At 65.0% G+C, this 16308-nt stretch carries 13 protein-coding genes; 4 read left to right on the top strand and 9 right to left on the bottom strand.

What is annotated here, in order from left to right; all coding sequences use genetic code 11:
• Position 1: 1 nt before the first annotated feature.
• Both BGRAMDRAFT_RS16835 and BGRAMDRAFT_RS16830 read right to left on the bottom strand, forming a co-directional pair.
• Complete coding sequence (locus BGRAMDRAFT_RS16835) at positions 2–3196, bottom strand: efflux RND transporter permease subunit (RefSeq protein WP_006049994.1); 3195 nt, start codon at positions 3194–3196, stop codon at positions 2–4.
• Between the two features lie 18 nt (positions 3197–3214).
• The gene (locus BGRAMDRAFT_RS16830; protein WP_006049993.1) at positions 3215–4447 is read right to left on the bottom strand and encodes an efflux RND transporter periplasmic adaptor subunit; all 1233 of its coding nucleotides are present in this window, start codon (positions 4445–4447) and stop codon (positions 3215–3217) included.
• 427 nt (positions 4448–4874) lie between these two features.
• On the opposite strand from BGRAMDRAFT_RS16830, the gene BGRAMDRAFT_RS16825 reads away from it, so the two are divergent.
• Positions 4875–5513, top strand: a complete 639-nt coding sequence (locus tag BGRAMDRAFT_RS16825; protein WP_006049992.1) for a TetR family transcriptional regulator — start codon at positions 4875–4877, stop codon at positions 5511–5513.
• Positions 5514–5569: 56 nt separating this feature from the next.
• Here BGRAMDRAFT_RS16825 and BGRAMDRAFT_RS16820 read toward each other — a convergent pair whose 3' ends face one another.
• Positions 5570–6196: a cysteine hydrolase family protein gene (locus BGRAMDRAFT_RS16820; RefSeq protein WP_006049991.1), complete on the bottom strand. Its 627-nt coding sequence runs from the start codon at positions 6194–6196 to the stop codon at positions 5570–5572.
• Positions 6197–6402: 206 nt separating this feature from the next.
• On the opposite strand from BGRAMDRAFT_RS16820, the gene BGRAMDRAFT_RS16815 reads away from it, so the two are divergent.
• Complete coding sequence (locus BGRAMDRAFT_RS16815) at positions 6403–7404, top strand: helix-turn-helix domain-containing protein (protein WP_006049990.1); 1002 nt, start codon at positions 6403–6405, stop codon at positions 7402–7404.
• 226 nt (positions 7405–7630) lie between these two features.
• On the opposite strand, the gene BGRAMDRAFT_RS16810 is transcribed toward BGRAMDRAFT_RS16815, so the two are convergent.
• The 6 genes from BGRAMDRAFT_RS16810 to BGRAMDRAFT_RS16785 form a co-directional block, all read right to left on the bottom strand.
• A complete protein-coding gene (locus BGRAMDRAFT_RS16810) occupies positions 7631–8365 on the bottom strand; it encodes a CoxG family protein (protein WP_006049989.1) in 735 nt (244 codons plus the stop codon).
• A gap of 31 nt (positions 8366–8396) precedes the next feature.
• Positions 8397–8789 (bottom strand): DUF427 domain-containing protein, encoded by a 393-nt coding sequence (locus BGRAMDRAFT_RS16805; protein ID WP_006049988.1) that lies wholly within the window; start codon positions 8787–8789, stop codon positions 8397–8399.
• A gap of 127 nt (positions 8790–8916) precedes the next feature.
• Positions 8917–9414 carry a hypothetical protein gene (locus BGRAMDRAFT_RS16800; protein WP_006049987.1) on the bottom strand — a complete coding sequence of 166 codons (498 nt, stop codon included), beginning with the start codon at positions 9412–9414 and terminating at the stop codon, positions 8917–8919.
• Positions 9415–9669: 255 nt separating this feature from the next.
• Positions 9670–11178: a DegQ family serine endoprotease gene (locus tag BGRAMDRAFT_RS16795; protein ID WP_006049986.1), complete on the bottom strand. Its 1509-nt coding sequence runs from the start codon at positions 11176–11178 to the stop codon at positions 9670–9672.
• 151 nt (positions 11179–11329) lie between these two features.
• A complete protein-coding gene (locus BGRAMDRAFT_RS16790; protein WP_006049985.1) occupies positions 11330–12631 on the bottom strand; it encodes an ATP-binding protein in 1302 nt (433 codons plus the stop codon).
• Positions 12632–12635: 4 nt separating this feature from the next.
• Positions 12636–13298: a response regulator gene (locus BGRAMDRAFT_RS16785; protein WP_006049984.1), complete on the bottom strand. Its 663-nt coding sequence runs from the start codon at positions 13296–13298 to the stop codon at positions 12636–12638.
• Positions 13299–13453: 155 nt separating this feature from the next.
• Here BGRAMDRAFT_RS16785 and dacB point away from each other — a divergent pair, with 155 nt between their 5' ends.
• Together dacB and BGRAMDRAFT_RS16775 are read left to right on the top strand one after the other, a co-directional pair.
• Positions 13454–15175, top strand: a complete 1722-nt coding sequence (dacB, locus tag BGRAMDRAFT_RS16780) for a D-alanyl-D-alanine carboxypeptidase/D-alanyl-D-alanine endopeptidase (RefSeq protein WP_044021249.1) — start codon at positions 13454–13456, stop codon at positions 15173–15175.
• A 157-nt stretch (positions 15176–15332) separates the two neighbouring features.
• Positions 15333–16295, top strand: coding sequence for a sterol desaturase family protein (locus BGRAMDRAFT_RS16775; RefSeq protein WP_006049982.1), 963 nt, complete (start codon positions 15333–15335; stop codon positions 16293–16295).
• Positions 16296–16308: the final 13 nt, after the last annotated feature.

Raw genomic sequence — 16308 nt, 5'->3', positions numbered from 1 at the left:
CTCAATGTCCGTCCTTGCCCGAGGCATTGCTGTCCGGATCATGCGGATGGTGCTGGTTGTAGTGTGCAAGCGCCACATCCGGGTCTTCCGTCTCGCCGCCGAACTTCGCGCGAATCACGACGAAGAACATCGGGATCATGAAAATCGCGAGGAAGGTCGCCGTCAACATGCCGCCGATCACGCCCGTACCGATTGCGTGCTGGCTCGCCGAGCCGGCGCCGTTGCTGATCGCGAGCGGCATCACGCCGAGAATGAACGCGAGCGAGGTCATCAGAATCGGGCGCAGCCGCAGACGCGCCGCTTCCAGCGCGGCCTCGATCGGGCCCATGCCTTCGCTCTGCTGCAACTCGCGCGCGAATTCCACGATCAGAATCGCGTTCTTCGCCGACAGCCCCACCGTGGTCAGCAGACCGACCTGGAAGAACACGTCGTTTTCGAGCCCGCGCAGCGTCGCGGCCAGCAGTGCGCCGATCACGCCGAGCGGCACCACCATGATCACCGAGAACGGGATCGACCAGCTTTCATACAGCGCCGCGAGACACAGGAACACGACGAGGATCGAGATGCCGTAGAGGATCGGCGCCTGCGAACCGGACTGACGCTCCTGCAGCGACAGACCCGTCCACTCGTAGCCGATACCCGCGGGCAGCTTCGCCACGAGCGCTTCCATCGCGGTCATTGCCTGACCGGTCGACTTGCCCGCCGCCGCCGCGCCCTGGATTTCCACCGCGGAAATACCGTTGTAGCGCTCGAGCTTCGGCGAACCGTAAGTCCACTCCCCGCTTGCGAACGACGAGAACGGCACCATGCCGCCGCCCGTGTTGCGCACGTACCAGGCGTTCAGGTCTTCGGGCTTCATGCGGAACTGGGCATCGCCCTGCATGTAGACCTTCTTGATCCGGCCGTCGGTATCGAGGAAGTTGTTGACGTACTGCGACGCCCACGCGATCGAGAACGTCTGGTCGATCGCCGACAACGACACGCCGAGCGCCGCCGCCTTTTCGTGGTCGATATTCACCTTGAACTGCGGCGTATCGTTCAACCCGTTCGGACGAACCTGAGCCAGCGTCGGATCTTGCGCGGCCATGCCGAGCAGCATGTTGCGCGCTTCCATCAGCTTGGCGTGACCGACACCCGCGCGGTCCTGCAGCTCAAAGTCGAAGCCCGCGGCCGTGCCGAGTTCCGGAATCGACGGCGGATTCACCGGATACACCAGCGCGCCCTTATAGCTGCCGAAGTGCATGAAAAGACGGCCCACCAGCGCCTGCACCTTTTCGTCCGCATGCTGACGCTGCGCGTAGTCCTTCATCCGCACGAACACGAGACCCGCGTTCTGACCGCGGCCCGCGAAGCTGAAGCCGTTCACCGTGAAGGTCGATTCGACAATCGCCTTCTCGCCGTTGAGCAGGTAGTCCGACACGTCCTTCAACGCGCGCGCCGTGGTTTCCTGCGTCGAGCCGGACGGCGTTTGCACGAGCACGAACATCGTGCCCTGGTCTTCGTCAGGCAGGAACGACTTCGGCAATTTCACGAACAGCAGACCGACCGCGAAGATCACCACCATATAGATGATGAGCCAGCGGCCCGAGCGCTTGATCACGTGGTGCACGCCCGAGTGATACTTGTCGCGGCTCTTGTTGAAGGTGCGGTTGAACCAGCCGAAGAAGCCCTTCTTCTCTTCGTGATGACCTTGCGGAATCGGCTTGAGAATCGTCGCGCACAAGGCCGGCGTGAGAATCAGCGCGACCAGCACGGACAGCACCATCGCCGCCACGATCGTCAGCGAGAACTGCCGGTAAATCGCGCCGACCGAGCCGCCCGAGAACGCCACCGGCACGAACACCGCCGACAGCACGAGCGCCACGCCGACGAGCGCGCCGGTAATCTGGTCCATCGCCTTGCGGGTCGCGTCGCGAGGCGATAAGCCCTCTTCCGCCATCACCCGCTCGACGTTTTCCACCACCACGATCGCGTCGTCCACCAGGAGGCCAATGGCCAGCACGAGACCGAACATCGACAGCGTATTGATGGAGAAGCCCACCACGCTCATGACCGCGAACGTGCCCAGCAGCACCACCGGCACGGCGATCGTCGGGATCAACGTGGCGCGCAGGTTCTGCAGGAACAGGTACATCACCAGGAACACCAGCACGATACCTTCGAGCAGCGTCTTGACCACTTCCTCGATCGACAGACGCACGAACGGTGTGGTGTCGTACGGGTACTTCACGACGAGACCGTGCGGGAAGTACTTCGACAACTCGTCGACCTTCGCGCGCACCGCCTTCGCGGTAGCCAGCGCATTCGCGCCCGTGGCGAGCTGAATACCGAAGCCCGCGGTCGGCTGACCGTTGTACTTCGTGTCGAAGTTGTAGTTCTCGCCGCCCAGCTCAACACGCCCCACGTCCTTGATGCGGACTTGCGAGCCGTCCGGATTCACCTTCAGCAGAATGTTGCTGAACTGTTCCGGCGTATTAAGCAGCGTGGCTTCCGTGATGGTCGCCTGCAACACCTGCCCCGGCACCGACGGCGTGCCGCCGAGCGAGCCGCCCGCGACCTGAACGTTCTGCGCCTGCAACGCGCTCTGCACATCCACCGGCGTGAGGCCGAAGTTGGTGAGCTTGTTCGCGTCGAGCCAGATGCGCATCGCGTACTGCGAGCCGAACAGCGTGACCGTGCCCACGCCGTCGATACGGCTGACCGGGTCCTGCACGTTCGACGCCACGTAGTTCGCGAGGTCGTACTTGTTCATGCTGCCGTCTTCGGACACGAACGCCATGACCAGCAAGAAACTGCTGCTCGACTTCGTGACCTTCGTGCCGAGCTGCTGCACGGCTTGTGGCAACAGCGGCGTGGCGAGCTGCAGCTTGTTCTGCACCTGCACCTGCGCGATGTCAGGATTGGTGCCGGCCGCGAACGTCAGCGTGATGGTTGCCGTACCCGAGTCGTCCGAAGTGGACGACAGATACAGCAAGTGGTCGAGACCACTCATCGACTGCTCGATCACCTGCGTGACGGTGTTTTCGACCGTCTTCGCCGACGCGCCCGGATAGGTTGCGCTGATCTGCACAGCCGGCGGTGCGATGGTCGGGTATTGCGCGATCGGCAATGTAAACACCGACGCAATGCCCGCGAGCATCAGGATGATGGCGATCACCCATGCAAAAATCGGGCGATCAATAAAGAACTTTGCCATGTGGCGGGCTCCCTGTTATTACGCGCCCGATGCTGCGGAAGCGGGTTGAGCCGTCTGCGCAGCGCCGCTGGCGGCCGGCGCGCCCTGGGCGGCTGCGCCCGAGGCTGGCGAGGCGGGAAGTTGTGCGGCAACGGCTTTGACCTGCATGCCGGGCTTCGCCTTGTCGGTGCCCTGCACGATCACGCGGTCGCCCGGCTTCAGCCCGTTCTCGACCACCCAGTTCGAACCGTACGTACCCGACGTGACAAGCTGACGCAGCGCGACCTTGTTGTCTTCGCCGACGACGAGCGCGGTCGGCTGACCCTTCTGGTCATGCGTGATACCGACCTGCGGCACGACGAGCGCGTTCTCGTTCACGCCTTCCTCGATCTTCGCGCGCACGAACATGCCCGGCAGCAGCACCTTGTCCTTGTTCTGGAAGATCGCGCGGACGGTGACCGAACCGGTGCTCTGGTCGACCGTGACGTCGGTGAACTGCAGCTTGCCCTTTTCCGAATAGGTGCGGCCGTCTTCGAGAATCAGCGAGACCTTCGCTGCGTCAGGTCCGTTCGTCTTGAGACGCCCTTCCTGAATTTCCCGGCGCAGCTTCAGACCGTCGAGGCTCGATTGCGTCAGGTCGACGTAGACCGGGTCGAGCTGCTGGACGGTGGCCAGCAACGTCGCGGCGCTCGCCTGCACATACGCGCCCGGCGTGACTTGCGATACACCGACCTGGCCCGTCACCGGCGAGGTGACGTCCGTATAGCCGAGGTTGATCTGCGCCGTCTCGACCGCGGCCTTGCCGGCGGCGACGTCGGCCGCGGCCTGGCCTTGCGCGGCCACCGCGTTGTCGTAGTCCTGCTTGCTGACCGCGTTGGCGGCGACCAGCACTTTGAAGCGGCTGGCCTGCGCCGTGGTCGACGCAAGGTTGGCCTGCGCCTTGGCGAGCGAGGCCTTCGCGTTATTCAGCGCGGCGATATAAGGCGCCGGATCGATCTTGTACAGACGTTGACCCGCCTTGACCTGACCGCCTTCCGTGAACTCACGGCGCAGCACGATGCCGTCGACCCGCGCGCGCACTTGCGCGACCAGGAAGGCGCTGGTGCGGCCGGGCAATTCGGTGACGACAGGTACGGTAGTCGGCTGGACGGTGACGACGCCAACTTCGGGCGTCTGTTGCGGCGGGGCAGATTGTTTTGGTCCGCATGCTGCCAGCAATATGGCAGCCGTCGCGGCACTGATTAAGCGGAATGGAACCCGTTCGACGCGCATGGAGCGACCTCTGTCTATGACTGAGAATGAAAAAGTGCGCGCATCCCTACCCCGGGGACAGCAGCGCACACATGCGTCTTGCGACGCTCGACCGGAAGCCCGTGAAGACGTACCGAAGTTACGAGGCACCTGGGCGATATGCGCCAAACCGGGAAATGCCGCACGGCGCCGCCCGTTCGGGCGCGACGCAAAGAGCGTTTTGAAAGGCAACAGTGACGGATATTAACTGGTCGTCACGGCTTGGGCTATCCGATCGTGGGGTGCTATTATATATACATTCAAGAATGAATGTAAAAGTGCGTTGCTTCTCGTGCAGGGCGGGGACCGGCAAGAATGCTTCGGCAAACACTCAAGAGCAGACGGATTGTCACCGGGCGTACTTAAAAAAGCTCGGGAAAACCCCACAATCAGGGCAGGTCATATAACCATGGTGCGACGAACCAAGGAAGAAGCGCTGGAGACGCGCAATAGCATTCTCGACGCGGCAGAAAGAGTGTTTTTCGAAAAAGGCGTATCGCGCACGTCGCTCGCGGACATCGCGCAGGCGGCCGGCGTCACGCGCGGCGCCATCTATTGGCATTTCTCGCACAAGAGCGACCTGTTCACGGAGATGTTCGACCGGGTGCTGCTGCCGCTCGACGAACTCAAGGCCGCGTCGCTGGACCCCAACGAGCCCGATCCGCTCGGCCGTCTGATGGAAATCTGTATTGTGTGCGTGCGCGACACCGCGAACGATCCGCGCCGCCGCCGCGTGTTCGACATTCTGTTTCTGAAGTGCGAGCTGGTCGAGGAAATGGGACCGGTGATGGTCCGCTATCAGACCAACATGCGCGAGGCGCTGGTCAAGATCGAAGGCGGCTTGCGCAATGCGATCTCGAAGGGGCAATTGCCCGCGGACCTCGACACGAAGCTGGCCGCGGCGATGGTGCATGCGTTTGTCGGCGGATCGTTGCGCGACATGCTGTTCCTGCCCGATGCGACCGATTTCGCCGCGCTCGGCGAGCGCATGGTCGAAGGCATCTTCGATGCGCTGCGCATGAGCCCGGCGCTGCGCAAGTTGGCGTAAGGCTGTCGGCGGCTCGGGCTCGTCGCGGCTTTTCAGCCGCGTCCGTGGCTCTGCTGTCAGCGGTTCCTGCTGCGCGCTTTCTGATTCGACGCATAGATATTGCCGCGTTCCAGCGGCACGCCGCTTTTCACCGCGGCAAGCCATTCGTCCGTGCTCGCGACCGCCGCGAAGCGCGACTGCAACACCACGCAAAATACCCGGTGGATGTCCTCTGCGCTCGCAAAGCCCGCGCTGTTTTCGTATGGGACCGAGCCCGTTGCATCGTGCAGAAACTCGACCGTGAGCCCGGCGTGGACCGCGTGGTTGATCGTCGACGCATCGCAGTTGTGCGTCATGTAGCCGGCGACCGTCAGCGTGTCGATCTGACGCGCGGTCAGCCACTCGGCGAGATCCGTGCCGGTGAAGGCGCTCGGCAGCGACTTTTCCACGTAGTGATCGTGCTCGCGCGAGGCGACCACCGGGTGCAGTTCCGCGCCGTCGCTGCCGCGCGCGAAGATCGGCGAGCCGCCCGGCGCGAAATTCTGCACGACGACGACCGGCACGCCGGCCGCGCGCGCCGCATCCATCGCGCGGCCGATGTTGGCGAGCGAGCTTTGCACCTCCGGAAATTCGATCGGCAGATCGCCGCTCACGTATTCGTTCTGCACGTCGATGACGATGAGCGCGCGGCGCGGGCTGGTCATGGCAAGACTCCTGTGGATGTTGATCGAGGTCGCGCGCCGCCGTTGCTGCGAGCGCGGAAGACCGGGCTGCAAGCCGCAACGGCAGCGGCGATGACGCATTGTTCCTCCACCGCGCCTTCGACAACAGCGGCCCGTTTGACAATCTTCGCTAGAATCGGGCCATTGCTTTTCCCACCGACGTTGTCATTCCACCAGGTGCCCGACTCATGGCTGCATCCGCCGCATCGGCTGCGCTGGCCGCTTCGTCCGATCCACAGCACGCGCACATCGTCGCGGTGATCGCCTTCGACCGCATCAGTCCATTTCACCTCGCGGTGCCGTGCGTGGTTTTTGGCGAGGACCGCAGCGGCGCCGTGCCGCATTTCGATTTTCGCGTGTGCGCGGCCGAAACCGGCCCGCTGACGACGACCGCGGGTTTCTCGATCGCCGTCACGCATGGCCTCGAAGCGCTGGCCGAAGCCCACACGATCATCGTGCCGAGCTGGCGCGATCCCGACGAGCCGCCGCCCGCGGCCTTGCTCGACGCGCTGCGCGCGGCCCATGCGCGCGGCGCGCAACTCGTCGGACTATGCCTCGGCGCGTTCGTGCTGGCCGCGGCCGGCATTCTCGACGAGCGCCCGGCGTCGACGCACTGGGCGTGGGCCGACGACTTCGCGCGCCGCTACCCGCGCGTGAGGCTCGACCGCGACGTGCTGTATGTTGACGACGGCAACGTGCTGACATCGGCAGGAACGGCGGCGGGACTCGATTGCTGCCTGCATGTGCTGCGCAAGATGTGCGGCGCGGAAGTGGCGAACTTCGTCGCGCGCCGGCTGGTGGTGTCGCCGCATCGGCAAGGCGGGCAGGCGCAATACATTCAGCAGCCAGTGCCGCCGAACATCCGCGAAGACCGGCTGTCGGGCCTGCTCGACTGGGTGCGCGGCAATCTCGACGCGCCGCATACGCTCGACAGCCTCGCGGCGCGCACGCTGATGAGCCGCCGCACTTTCACGCGGCGCTTCAGGCTCGCCACGGGCACGACTGTCGGCGCATGGCTGCTCGCGCAGCGGCTCGGGCGCGCGCAGCAGTTGCTCGAGAGCACGGATGAGTCGGTGGAGGCGATCGCGGGCATGGCCGGGTTTGGGTCGGCGGCATCGCTGCGCCAGCATTTCGCGGACGCGTTTCGCAGGTCGCCGTCGGCGTGGCGAAGGGAGTTTCGCGGTGCGTGACGCTGTGTAGCCGATGCGAGTGGCGCGATGGGCGAAGCTCGCGACGTATCAGGCGCTCAGCGAGAAAGCAACCCCCGCCCGGCAACGAGCGCGCGACAAGACCAAGCGCGGCCCGGAACGACGTCCTTTCGTAGGCACGCACCGCGATTTCGTAGTCGCGCCGGCGCGACAGTCGTCGTCATGGGTTGCGCGTCACACGCCAACGTCAGCGCGGCGCAATTCGCCCTCACCGCTCACTAATCCACCGCGCGACATACAACAACAACGCGACAAGAAAAATCATCGCCGCCCACGCCCAGTTCGGCACGGCATGCGGCGTCGGTTCGTGATGCGAGACGCTGTGCGATACGCTCGCCGCCCGTCCGCCGAGCGCGCCGCCGTCTTCACCGCGAGTGCGCCGCGCGATGCCGCCCAACGTGATCGGCCGCAAAAACACATGCTGGCGACGCGCCGCCGAACCGCGCGCGCGATTCGGACCCTGGCCGTGCTTCGCGCACACGACCGCGCTGAATTCGGCGAAGAAATCGTCGGCGAGTTGACGCAGCGCGTTTTCGAGTTGACGCGTGGGCAATTGCGCGAGCGGTCCCGACGACGTCGCCCAGATCGTGTAGTCGATCCGCGTGCCGCGCTCGCGACCGCCCGCCGCGCCCTCTTCCGCGCGCAGCCGCACTTCGATCTGTCCGCGCAGCGACCCGACACCGTCGGCGCGCGCCTTGAAGTTGATGGTGCGGCGTTCCGCATCGGCGGGGCCCGAATCCTGGCCGGCGACGTGCGCGCGAACTTCGTAACGCGCGCGCAGCGGCCCGAGCGGAACCGTCATGGTCAGCGCGTATTCGCCGTGCGCAAAGCGCGTGAACGACTCGCAGTTATCGAGGCTGGCGCGCAGGAGCGCGAGGTCTTGCAACGCGTCCCAGACATCGGACGGCGCAAGTGGAATCCGCAACGCGTCGTTCAGTTCCATCCCAGCCTCCCGACGAACGCGCGACAGCCGATCAGGACGTCTGATCGATGCGGTCGACGCGCGATGAGTAAAACGCGAGATAGCCCTTGATTCGGCCCGCCTGCTCGAACGGCGTCTCGTAACTCCATACGGCGTTTTCGATCAGGCCGTCTTCGGTGCGCAGATGAAAGTACGACGCGTCGCCCTTGAACGGGCAGTGCGTGGTGTGCGTCGAGCGCTCGAGCCGCGCCATGTTCACGTCTTCGCGCGGAAAGTAGAACACGTCGGGCAGGCCGGTCTCGCTGAGTGTCAGCGCGGCGTGCGTGTCGGCCATCGTCACGCCGCCGTGGATCACGCGGACGCGGTGATCGTTGCCGGTGATCGCGATGGCATGTCCGCCGGCGGACTTGTCCCGGCTTCCGTGGGGTGTCAAGGCATCGCTCATGTCTCGGCTCCGTGAAAGTGTGCGGTCGTGCAAACAGCAAAGCCACGGGACAGGCCCGTGGCTTCATTATCTGTCAAAGTTCTCACGATTGCGCGGCGTCCATGCGGATACCCCGTCAGCCTCGGGTTTACTGGGTGTTCCAGTAGAACGCCGCTTTCGCCGTGCCCTTCGCCGGGACCGTCAGGGCCTTCGACTGGTCGCGGTCCTTGTAGGCCGCATGCACCGTGTAGCGGCCCGGCCGCAGCTTCACGAGCATGTACGGACCGCGCGACGTCGTGCTCAACACCTCGCCGTTATGCGCGTCGACGATCCGCACATGGACGTCGGCGAGAAAGTCCGAGCCTGGCCCCGTGAAGCGCAGCGACAGCGGCCACTGGCTTTGCGCCTGCTGCAGCGCCTTCGACTCGTCGAGACCGACGCCGCCCGAGACGAACGACACGTCGCCTTGCTGCTGGATTTGCGGCAGACCTCCGCCGTTGACGTTGCCTGCGCTCGTCTGGTCGGTGGTGGTGCCACCGGTTACGTCGCTCGCCTGCTGCGCGTACGCGCCGCCCACCAGACCGAGAGTGAGCGCCACGCTGGCCGCGGCGGCTACGATCTTTCGCTGAGTGCGTTGGTTTTTCATCGGTTTGCTCCTTATTGACATCCTTCGTCCGGCACCCGTCGATGAGGCCGGATCAAGGATGGACGCAACCCGCGTGCCACGCGGCCGCTCGCCGGGCCGGCAAACCGCCGCCGTGCACGCCCCCTGCCGCAAAGCGCCGCCTCGCGGCTTCAGCCCTGAAAACAAAAATGCCGGTCTGTGTGCAGTAACTGCAAACAGACCGGCAAGCCTTACTTCATGCGATACGTCAGATCGGAACTCGGCCTGCGCCGTCGATCAGCCGAGGTCCACCGGCACGAAGATCTGCGCGTTGTCGCGCTGGATCAGCAGCGCGATGCTATTGCCTGCGCCCGCAACCATCTGCTTCAACTGATCGACGCTCGCGACGGGCCGGCCGTTGACCGCGAGAATCACGTCGCCCGGCTGGATGCCCGCGCTTTCCGCCGCGCCGCCCGACTGCTGCACCAAGAGCCCGTGCGAGATCGCAGCGCTGCTCTTTTCTTCCGGCGTCAGCGGACGCACGGCGACGCCCAGACGCCCTTGCAACTGCGTCGGCTGATCGGCCTTGTCGGAAGCGACCTTGCTGTCGGACAACGAGCCGATCGTCACCTTCAGATCCTTCGTGCCCTTGTCGCGCCACACTTGAACCGCGGCCGTGCTGCCAGGCGCGAGACCGGCGATCTGCGAGGGCAGCGCCGACGAATCCGTCACCGGCTCGCCGTTCACCGAGAGAATCACGTCGCCCGGCTGCAAGCCGGCCTTTGCGGCGGGGCCGCCCGGATCGACGGAACTGACGAGCGCGCCTTGCGGCTTCTGCATGCCGAACGAGTTCGCCAGCGTCTGGTTCATGCCCTGCACCGCGACGCCGAGGCGTCCACGGCTCACGTGACCGGTCTTGACGATGTCGTCCTTAACCTTGATCGCCTCGTTGATCGGGATTGCGAACGAAAGCCCCTGGAAGCCGCCCGTCTGCGAGTAGATCATCGAATTGATGCCGATCACTTCGCCCTGCAGATTAAAGAGCGGCCCGCCCGAATTGCCCGGATTCACCGGCACGTCGGTCTGGATAAACGGCGTGTAGTTTTCGTTCGGCAGCGAACGCGACTTCGCGCTGATGATGCCCGAGGTCACCGTATTGTCGAAACCATACGGCGAGCCGATGGCGACGACCCACTGCCCGACCTTGCTCTGACGCGGATCGCCGATCTTGACCGTGGGCAGATTGCCCGCATCGATCTTCAGCACGGCCACGTCGGACTGCTTGTCGGCGCCGACCACCTTGGCCTTGAATTCGCGCTTGTCGGTGAGCTTCACAGTGACGACGTTGGCGCCGTCCACCACATGCGCGTTGGTCAGAATATAACCGTCGCTGCTGACGATGAAGCCCGAGCCGAGGCTCGCGCTCGGCTGATCGGGCACATCGCCGCCGTCGCCGCCTTGCATGCCCGGCATGCCGCCGAAGAAGTGCTTGTAGAACTGATAAAACGGGTCGCTCGGATCGATCGGCAACTGGTTGCCGCCATTGCCACCGTTGCCGCGCAGCGCCGCGCGCTTCACGACATGCTTCGCGCTGATGTTGACGACGGCCGGCCCGTAGGTTTCGACGAGACCGGAGAAATCGGGAATGCCGGTTTTCGCAGCGGCTTCGGCGGGCATCATCGCGGCTTGCGCCGGCGTGATGACCTGCGGCGCCGGCACGTCGCGATGGCCCGCCACATAGCCGGCGGAAAGCGCTACGGCGACAGCAGCCGCGACGGCGCTGCGGGACAAGGTTTTCGCGTTCATTGTGTGCTCCTGACTGGAGAAAGAAACTTGGATGTCAGGAAGCGTAAGCGTTATCGCTTAAAGGAGACTTAAGCAGCGACAGATCGCGTTCGACTAGTTTAGCCCTTGTTTCAGGGGCTTTTCTTTAGAAAGGAAGTTGAAACCTTGTCGCCTAGAAGCGCACTGTGACCTGGAGCCCACCCGCCGGCGATTCGTCGAGCGATATCGCCGCCTGATGCTGGGTCGCGATGCGCCGCACGATCGCGAGGCCCAATCCGCTGCCGGCCACGTCGGTACGCACGCGATTTTCGCCGGCGCCCGCGCGGTAGAAACGGTTGAACACGCGCTCGCGTTCTGCCGGCTCGATGCCCGGTCCGCTGTCGGCGATACGCACGACCGGATGCCCGCCTTCCACATGCAGGCTCACGTCGACGCGCCCGCCTCGCGGCGTGTACTTGGTTGCGTTGTCCACGAGATTGTTGAACATCACGCGCAGCGATTCGGGGTCGCCGATCACCGTGGCCGACTCGCTCGCCTCGATGCCGAGATCGACGCCGCGATCCTGCGCAAGGGGCGCATACGCGAGCACGCAGTCCGAGAGGAGCGCGCGCAAGTCGATTGCATCGGTCGCGGCAAGGCCGTCCGGCTCCGAGCGCGCGAGCGCGAGCAGTTGCTCGGCGAGGCGCGTGGCGCGCGTCACGCCGGCTTGAAGATCGGCGAGCGCTTCGCCGCGCGCGGCGTCGTCTTTTGCACGCGACACCAGTTGCGCCTGAATCTGCACGGCGGCGAGCGGCGTGCGCAGTTCGTGCGCCGCATCGGCGACGAAAGCCTTCTGGATATCGAGCGCGGTGGCGAGCCGCTGCAACAACCCGTTGAGCGCGCGAACGAGCGGCTGCACTTCGAGCGGCAGACGTTGATCGGGCAACGGATCGAGCGCCTCGGGATGCCGCGTGTCGAGCGCGCTCGTCACGCGCCGCAAAGGACGCAGCCCGCGTCCGATGATGACCCACACCGCGAGCCCGAGCACCGGCAACAGCACGATCAGCGGCCACAGCGTGCGCAACGCGACGTCGGCGGCAAGGCGGTTGCGCACCGAGAGCGGCTGCGCCAGCTGCACGACGTTATCGCCGACGATCGCGCCATACACGCGCCACTCGCCGCGTTCCGTGTGCTCGGTCGAGAAGCCGAGTTCGGCGCGCGGCGCGAGCGGCGCACGCGGACGCGAGTAGTACATCAGCACGCCGTTGCGGTTCCAGATTTGCAGCACGATGCCTTCGTCGCCGGTATCGCGCGAGCCGAGCACTTGCGAGAACGGTTCGGCGGGCAACGCCGCCGCGATCTGCTCCAGCTGGTAATCGAACAGTTCGTTGGCTTCGGCAAGCGCCTGGCGATAGATCAGCCAGCCCGCGATGCCGACGCCGAGCAGCACGAGCGCAAGCAGCCAGACCAGCAATTGACGGCGGATGGATCGCATCGGCTCAGGCTTCCTTCGCGATCATGTAGCCGAGGCCGCGCACGTTGCGGATCAGCTCCGCGCCGAGTTTCTTGCGCAGCGCGTGAATGTAGACCTCGACCGTATTGCTGCCGATCTCCTCGCCCCAGCCGTACATTTTTTCCTCGAGCTGGCTCTTCGACAGCACCGCGCCTGGCCGCGCGAGCAGCGCTTCGAGCAAGGCAAATTCGCGCGCCGACAACGCGACCGGCGCGCCGTCGAGCGTGACCTGATGCGACGCGGGATCGAGCGTCAGATTGCCGTGGCGGATGGTCGAATCGCTGCGTCCCGACTGGCGGCGAATCAGCGCCCGCATGCGCGCGCCGAGTTCGTCGAGATCGAACGGCTTGACGAGGTAATCGTCTGCGCCGGCGTCGAGGCCCTTCACGCGGTCGGCCACCGCATCGCGCGCGGTGACGATCAGCACCGGCAACGCGTGGCCGCGCGCACGCAGCGTGCGCAACACGTCGAGACCGTCGCGCTTGGGCAGGCCGAGGTCGAGCAGCACGAGATCGTAGGGCTGGCTCGACGCCGCGCTGAGCGCCGCTTCGCCGTCTTCCACCCAGTCGACCGCGAAGCCTTCGCCGCGCAGCGCCTTGCGCACGCCTTCGGCAATCATCCGGTCGTCTTCGACTAGCAAGATGCGCATGGTCACATTCCTCAACATTCGATGATGCCGCATTCTAGCGCCCGCTTCGCACTGCGCGCCCGACGACGCATTTTTCGCCGCAGGCTGCACGCATGTCACTACAATGGGCGCTTTGCGTCGCACAACGCCCTGACATTTTGCTTTCTCGCCCGTTCATGACGCACGCTTTCATCTCTTCCGTCGCACGCCGTTTTCATTACGCGGCGCTGCGTTCGCGCCTGAGTTCCGCTTTCATCGCTTTCATCGCCTGTTCGGCTGACGCTTCGGTTTCGACGCCGCCTTCAATACCGCCACGCCGCGTTGTGACGCGCGCGAACGCGGCGTGGCTGTTCGTCTGCGCGGCGCTCGTCGGCTCCGCATCGTTGCCGCTCGCCGCCGAGGCGCGCGTCAAGGCCACGCATCCGAGCGTGAACGTCAGCACCGTGTTGCCGCAGTCCGTCATGATCGGCTTGCAGCGCGCGCACGTACCGTTGTCGTCGATCAGCGTGGTCGTCGAGAAAGTCGGCGACCGCACGCCGATCGTCGCGTTGAACGCCGGCAAGCCGATGATGCCGGCATCGACGATGAAGCTGGTCACCACTTACGCCGGCCTGTCCATTCTCGGCCCCGACTACCGCTGGCGCACGAGCGCCTATAGCGACGGCACGCTCGACGCCAACGGCGTGCTGCACGGCAATCTGTACATTCAGGGCACGGGCGACCCGAAGCTCGTGCCCGAGGAACTGATCGACCTCGTGGAGAAGATCCACAAGGCCGGGATTCGCGGCATCGACGGCGCGCTCGTGCTCGACAAGCGCTACTTCGATCCGTCGACGCGCGACCTGCCCGCCTTCGACGACGACGCCAACGCGCCGTACAACGTCGGTCCCGATCCGCTGCTGTACGCGTTCAAGTCGCTGTCGTTCACGCTGACGCCTTCGCCGGACGGCACCGTCGCAATCGACGTCCTGCCCGCCCTCGCGCAGTTGCAGATCGACAATCAGATGCGCGCGGTCAACGGCCCGTGCCGCGGCGAAGCGGCTTCCGTCTCGCCCACCGTCACGCCGACGCCGAACGGCACGGTCGTCGCGTCGTTCGCCGGCGACTATTCGGTGCGCTGCGGCCCGCGCACGATCAACGTCGCGGTGCTCGATCATTCGGCGTTCTTCGCGGGCGGCTTCCTTGCGCTGTGGCAGCAAACCGGCGGCACGTTCAGCGGCACGACACGCGAAGGGGCGGTCCCCGTCGGCGCGAAGCTCGTCGCCACGCATCAGGGGCCGATACTGTCGGACGTCGTGCGCGACATCAACAAGTTCAGCAACAACACGATGGCGCGCAACCTGTTCCTGTCGATCGGCGCGGCTGAAGAAAAGCCGCCCGCCACGACCGCCAAATCGGCCCGCGCGATCGAGGCCTTCCTGCGGCGCGACAGCATCGACATGGAATATCTGACGCTCGACAACGGCTCGGGCCTCTCGCGTGACGAGCACATCACGGCGCTCTCGCTCGCCGATTTGCTGCAACGGGCGAACGCAAGTCCGGTGGCGCAGGTGTTCGTGCAGTCGCTGCCGATTGCGGGTGTCGACGGCACGATGCGCAACCGCCTGACCAACCAGGGCGCGGGCGGCAACGCGCAGATCAAGACCGGCACCTTGCGCGACGTGCGCGCGATCGCGGGCTATGTCGCATCCGCGGACGGCAACAGCTATGTCGTGGTGAGCTTCATCAACGATCCGCATTCGGAAGCCGCGCGCGCGGCGCACGACGCGCTGCTCGAATGGGTTTATCAAGGACCGGCCACGGGCTTCAGCAAAATCTCCGCGCCCGCCGCCGAACCGGCGAGCGCGGCACCGCGCGGCAAGCCCAGGAAAAACCCGCGCACGCGCGGCGCCCATTGAGGATTCCTTCTAGCGAAGGCCGCGCGCGCCACGCGCGTAACCGTGTACGCTGTCGGGCAGTGTTCGGGCCGCATGTCACGCCCGAACCATAACAACAACCCACGACAGAACACCGCGGCATGTCACGCGGCGGCAAGGGACCACGGAGGAAGACACCATGCAATTCGATGCCGAATTGCTGCTGCTCGCCATGGCGCCAGTCTTTCTCGCATGTATCGGCTGGGAGGCGTGGCACCTGCGGCGAACGCGCCCCGGCGCACGGCTCTATAGCTGGCGCGACACGCTCTGCAATGCGGCGCTCGCGCTCATGCAGCAAGCCGCCGACAAGCTCGCGTGGCTCGCGATTCTCCCCGTCTATGCGTTCTTCTACGATCACTACCGCGTCCACATCTGGCAAGCGGGCTGGCTCTCGTTTGCGCTGCTGTTCGTCGCGCAGGATCTGCTCTACTACGTGTTTCACCGTTGCAGTCATCGCGTGCGCTGGTTGTGGGCCGCGCATGTCGTACATCACTCGTCGGAGCGGATGAATTTTTCGACCGCGTTCCGGCAGAGCCTCATGTATCCGGTTGCGGGCATGTGGCTCTTCTGGATTCCGCTTGCCGTGCTCGGCTTTCCGCCGAAGCAGATCGTGGCGATCGTGCTGATCAATCTCGGCTTCCAGTTTTTCGTGCATACGCAGGCGATTGGCAAGATCGGCGGCAAGTTTGCGTGGATCGAATACGTGTTCAACACGCCGTCGATTCATCGCGTGCATCACGCGCGCAACGACCGCTATATCGATCGCAACTATGCCGGCGTGCTGGTGATCTGGGACCGGCTGTTCGGCAGTTACGTCGACGAAGACCTGCGCGAGCCGCCGGTCTACGGCATCGTCGAGCCGCTTCATACGTACAACCCGCTGAGGGCGACGTTTCACGAATGGGCGTCGATGGCGCGCGACTTCGCGAGCGCGCGCAGTGTGCCCGACAAGCTGCGCGCGCTGTTCGCGCCGCCCGCGTGGGCCGCCGATTATCATGCGCGGCGCATGGCTGCTTCAACGGCCCACACAACGCTCAACGACAACGAAAACAACAACAAGGCCGCGTTATCAGCACGACGCAGACCCTGGAAGATTCTGTAAGCTGTCGTCACGC

The sequence above is a fragment of the Paraburkholderia graminis C4D1M genome (assembly GCF_000172415.1).
Taxonomy (GTDB): Bacteria; Pseudomonadota; Gammaproteobacteria; order Burkholderiales; family Burkholderiaceae; genus Paraburkholderia; species Paraburkholderia graminis.
This window is presented reverse-complemented; position numbering and strand designations above follow the sequence as displayed.

Coding starts and splice junctions, on each gene's coding strand:
- BGRAMDRAFT_RS16835 (WP_006049994.1), bottom strand. CDS start 3,196: ATGGCAAAGTTCTTTATTGATCGCCCGATTTTTGCATGGGTGATCGCC.
- BGRAMDRAFT_RS16830 (WP_006049993.1), bottom strand. CDS start 4,447: ATGCGCGTCGAACGGGTTCCATTCCGCTTAATCAGTGCCGCGACGGCT.
- BGRAMDRAFT_RS16825 (WP_006049992.1), top strand. CDS start 4,875: ATGGTGCGACGAACCAAGGAAGAAGCGCTGGAGACGCGCAATAGCATT.
- BGRAMDRAFT_RS16820 (WP_006049991.1), bottom strand. CDS start 6,196: ATGACCAGCCCGCGCCGCGCGCTCATCGTCATCGACGTGCAGAACGAA.
- BGRAMDRAFT_RS16815 (WP_006049990.1), top strand. CDS start 6,403: ATGGCTGCATCCGCCGCATCGGCTGCGCTGGCCGCTTCGTCCGATCCA.
- BGRAMDRAFT_RS16810 (WP_006049989.1), bottom strand. CDS start 8,365: ATGGAACTGAACGACGCGTTGCGGATTCCACTTGCGCCGTCCGATGTC.
- BGRAMDRAFT_RS16805 (WP_006049988.1), bottom strand. CDS start 8,789: ATGAGCGATGCCTTGACACCCCACGGAAGCCGGGACAAGTCCGCCGGC.
- BGRAMDRAFT_RS16800 (WP_006049987.1), bottom strand. CDS start 9,414: ATGAAAAACCAACGCACTCAGCGAAAGATCGTAGCCGCCGCGGCCAGC.
- BGRAMDRAFT_RS16795 (WP_006049986.1), bottom strand. CDS start 11,178: ATGAACGCGAAAACCTTGTCCCGCAGCGCCGTCGCGGCTGCTGTCGCC.
- BGRAMDRAFT_RS16790 (WP_006049985.1), bottom strand. CDS start 12,631: ATGCGATCCATCCGCCGTCAATTGCTGGTCTGGCTGCTTGCGCTCGTG.
- BGRAMDRAFT_RS16785 (WP_006049984.1), bottom strand. CDS start 13,298: ATGCGCATCTTGCTAGTCGAAGACGACCGGATGATTGCCGAAGGCGTG.
- dacB (WP_044021249.1), top strand. CDS start 13,454: ATGACGCACGCTTTCATCTCTTCCGTCGCACGCCGTTTTCATTACGCG.
- BGRAMDRAFT_RS16775 (WP_006049982.1), top strand. CDS start 15,333: ATGCAATTCGATGCCGAATTGCTGCTGCTCGCCATGGCGCCAGTCTTT.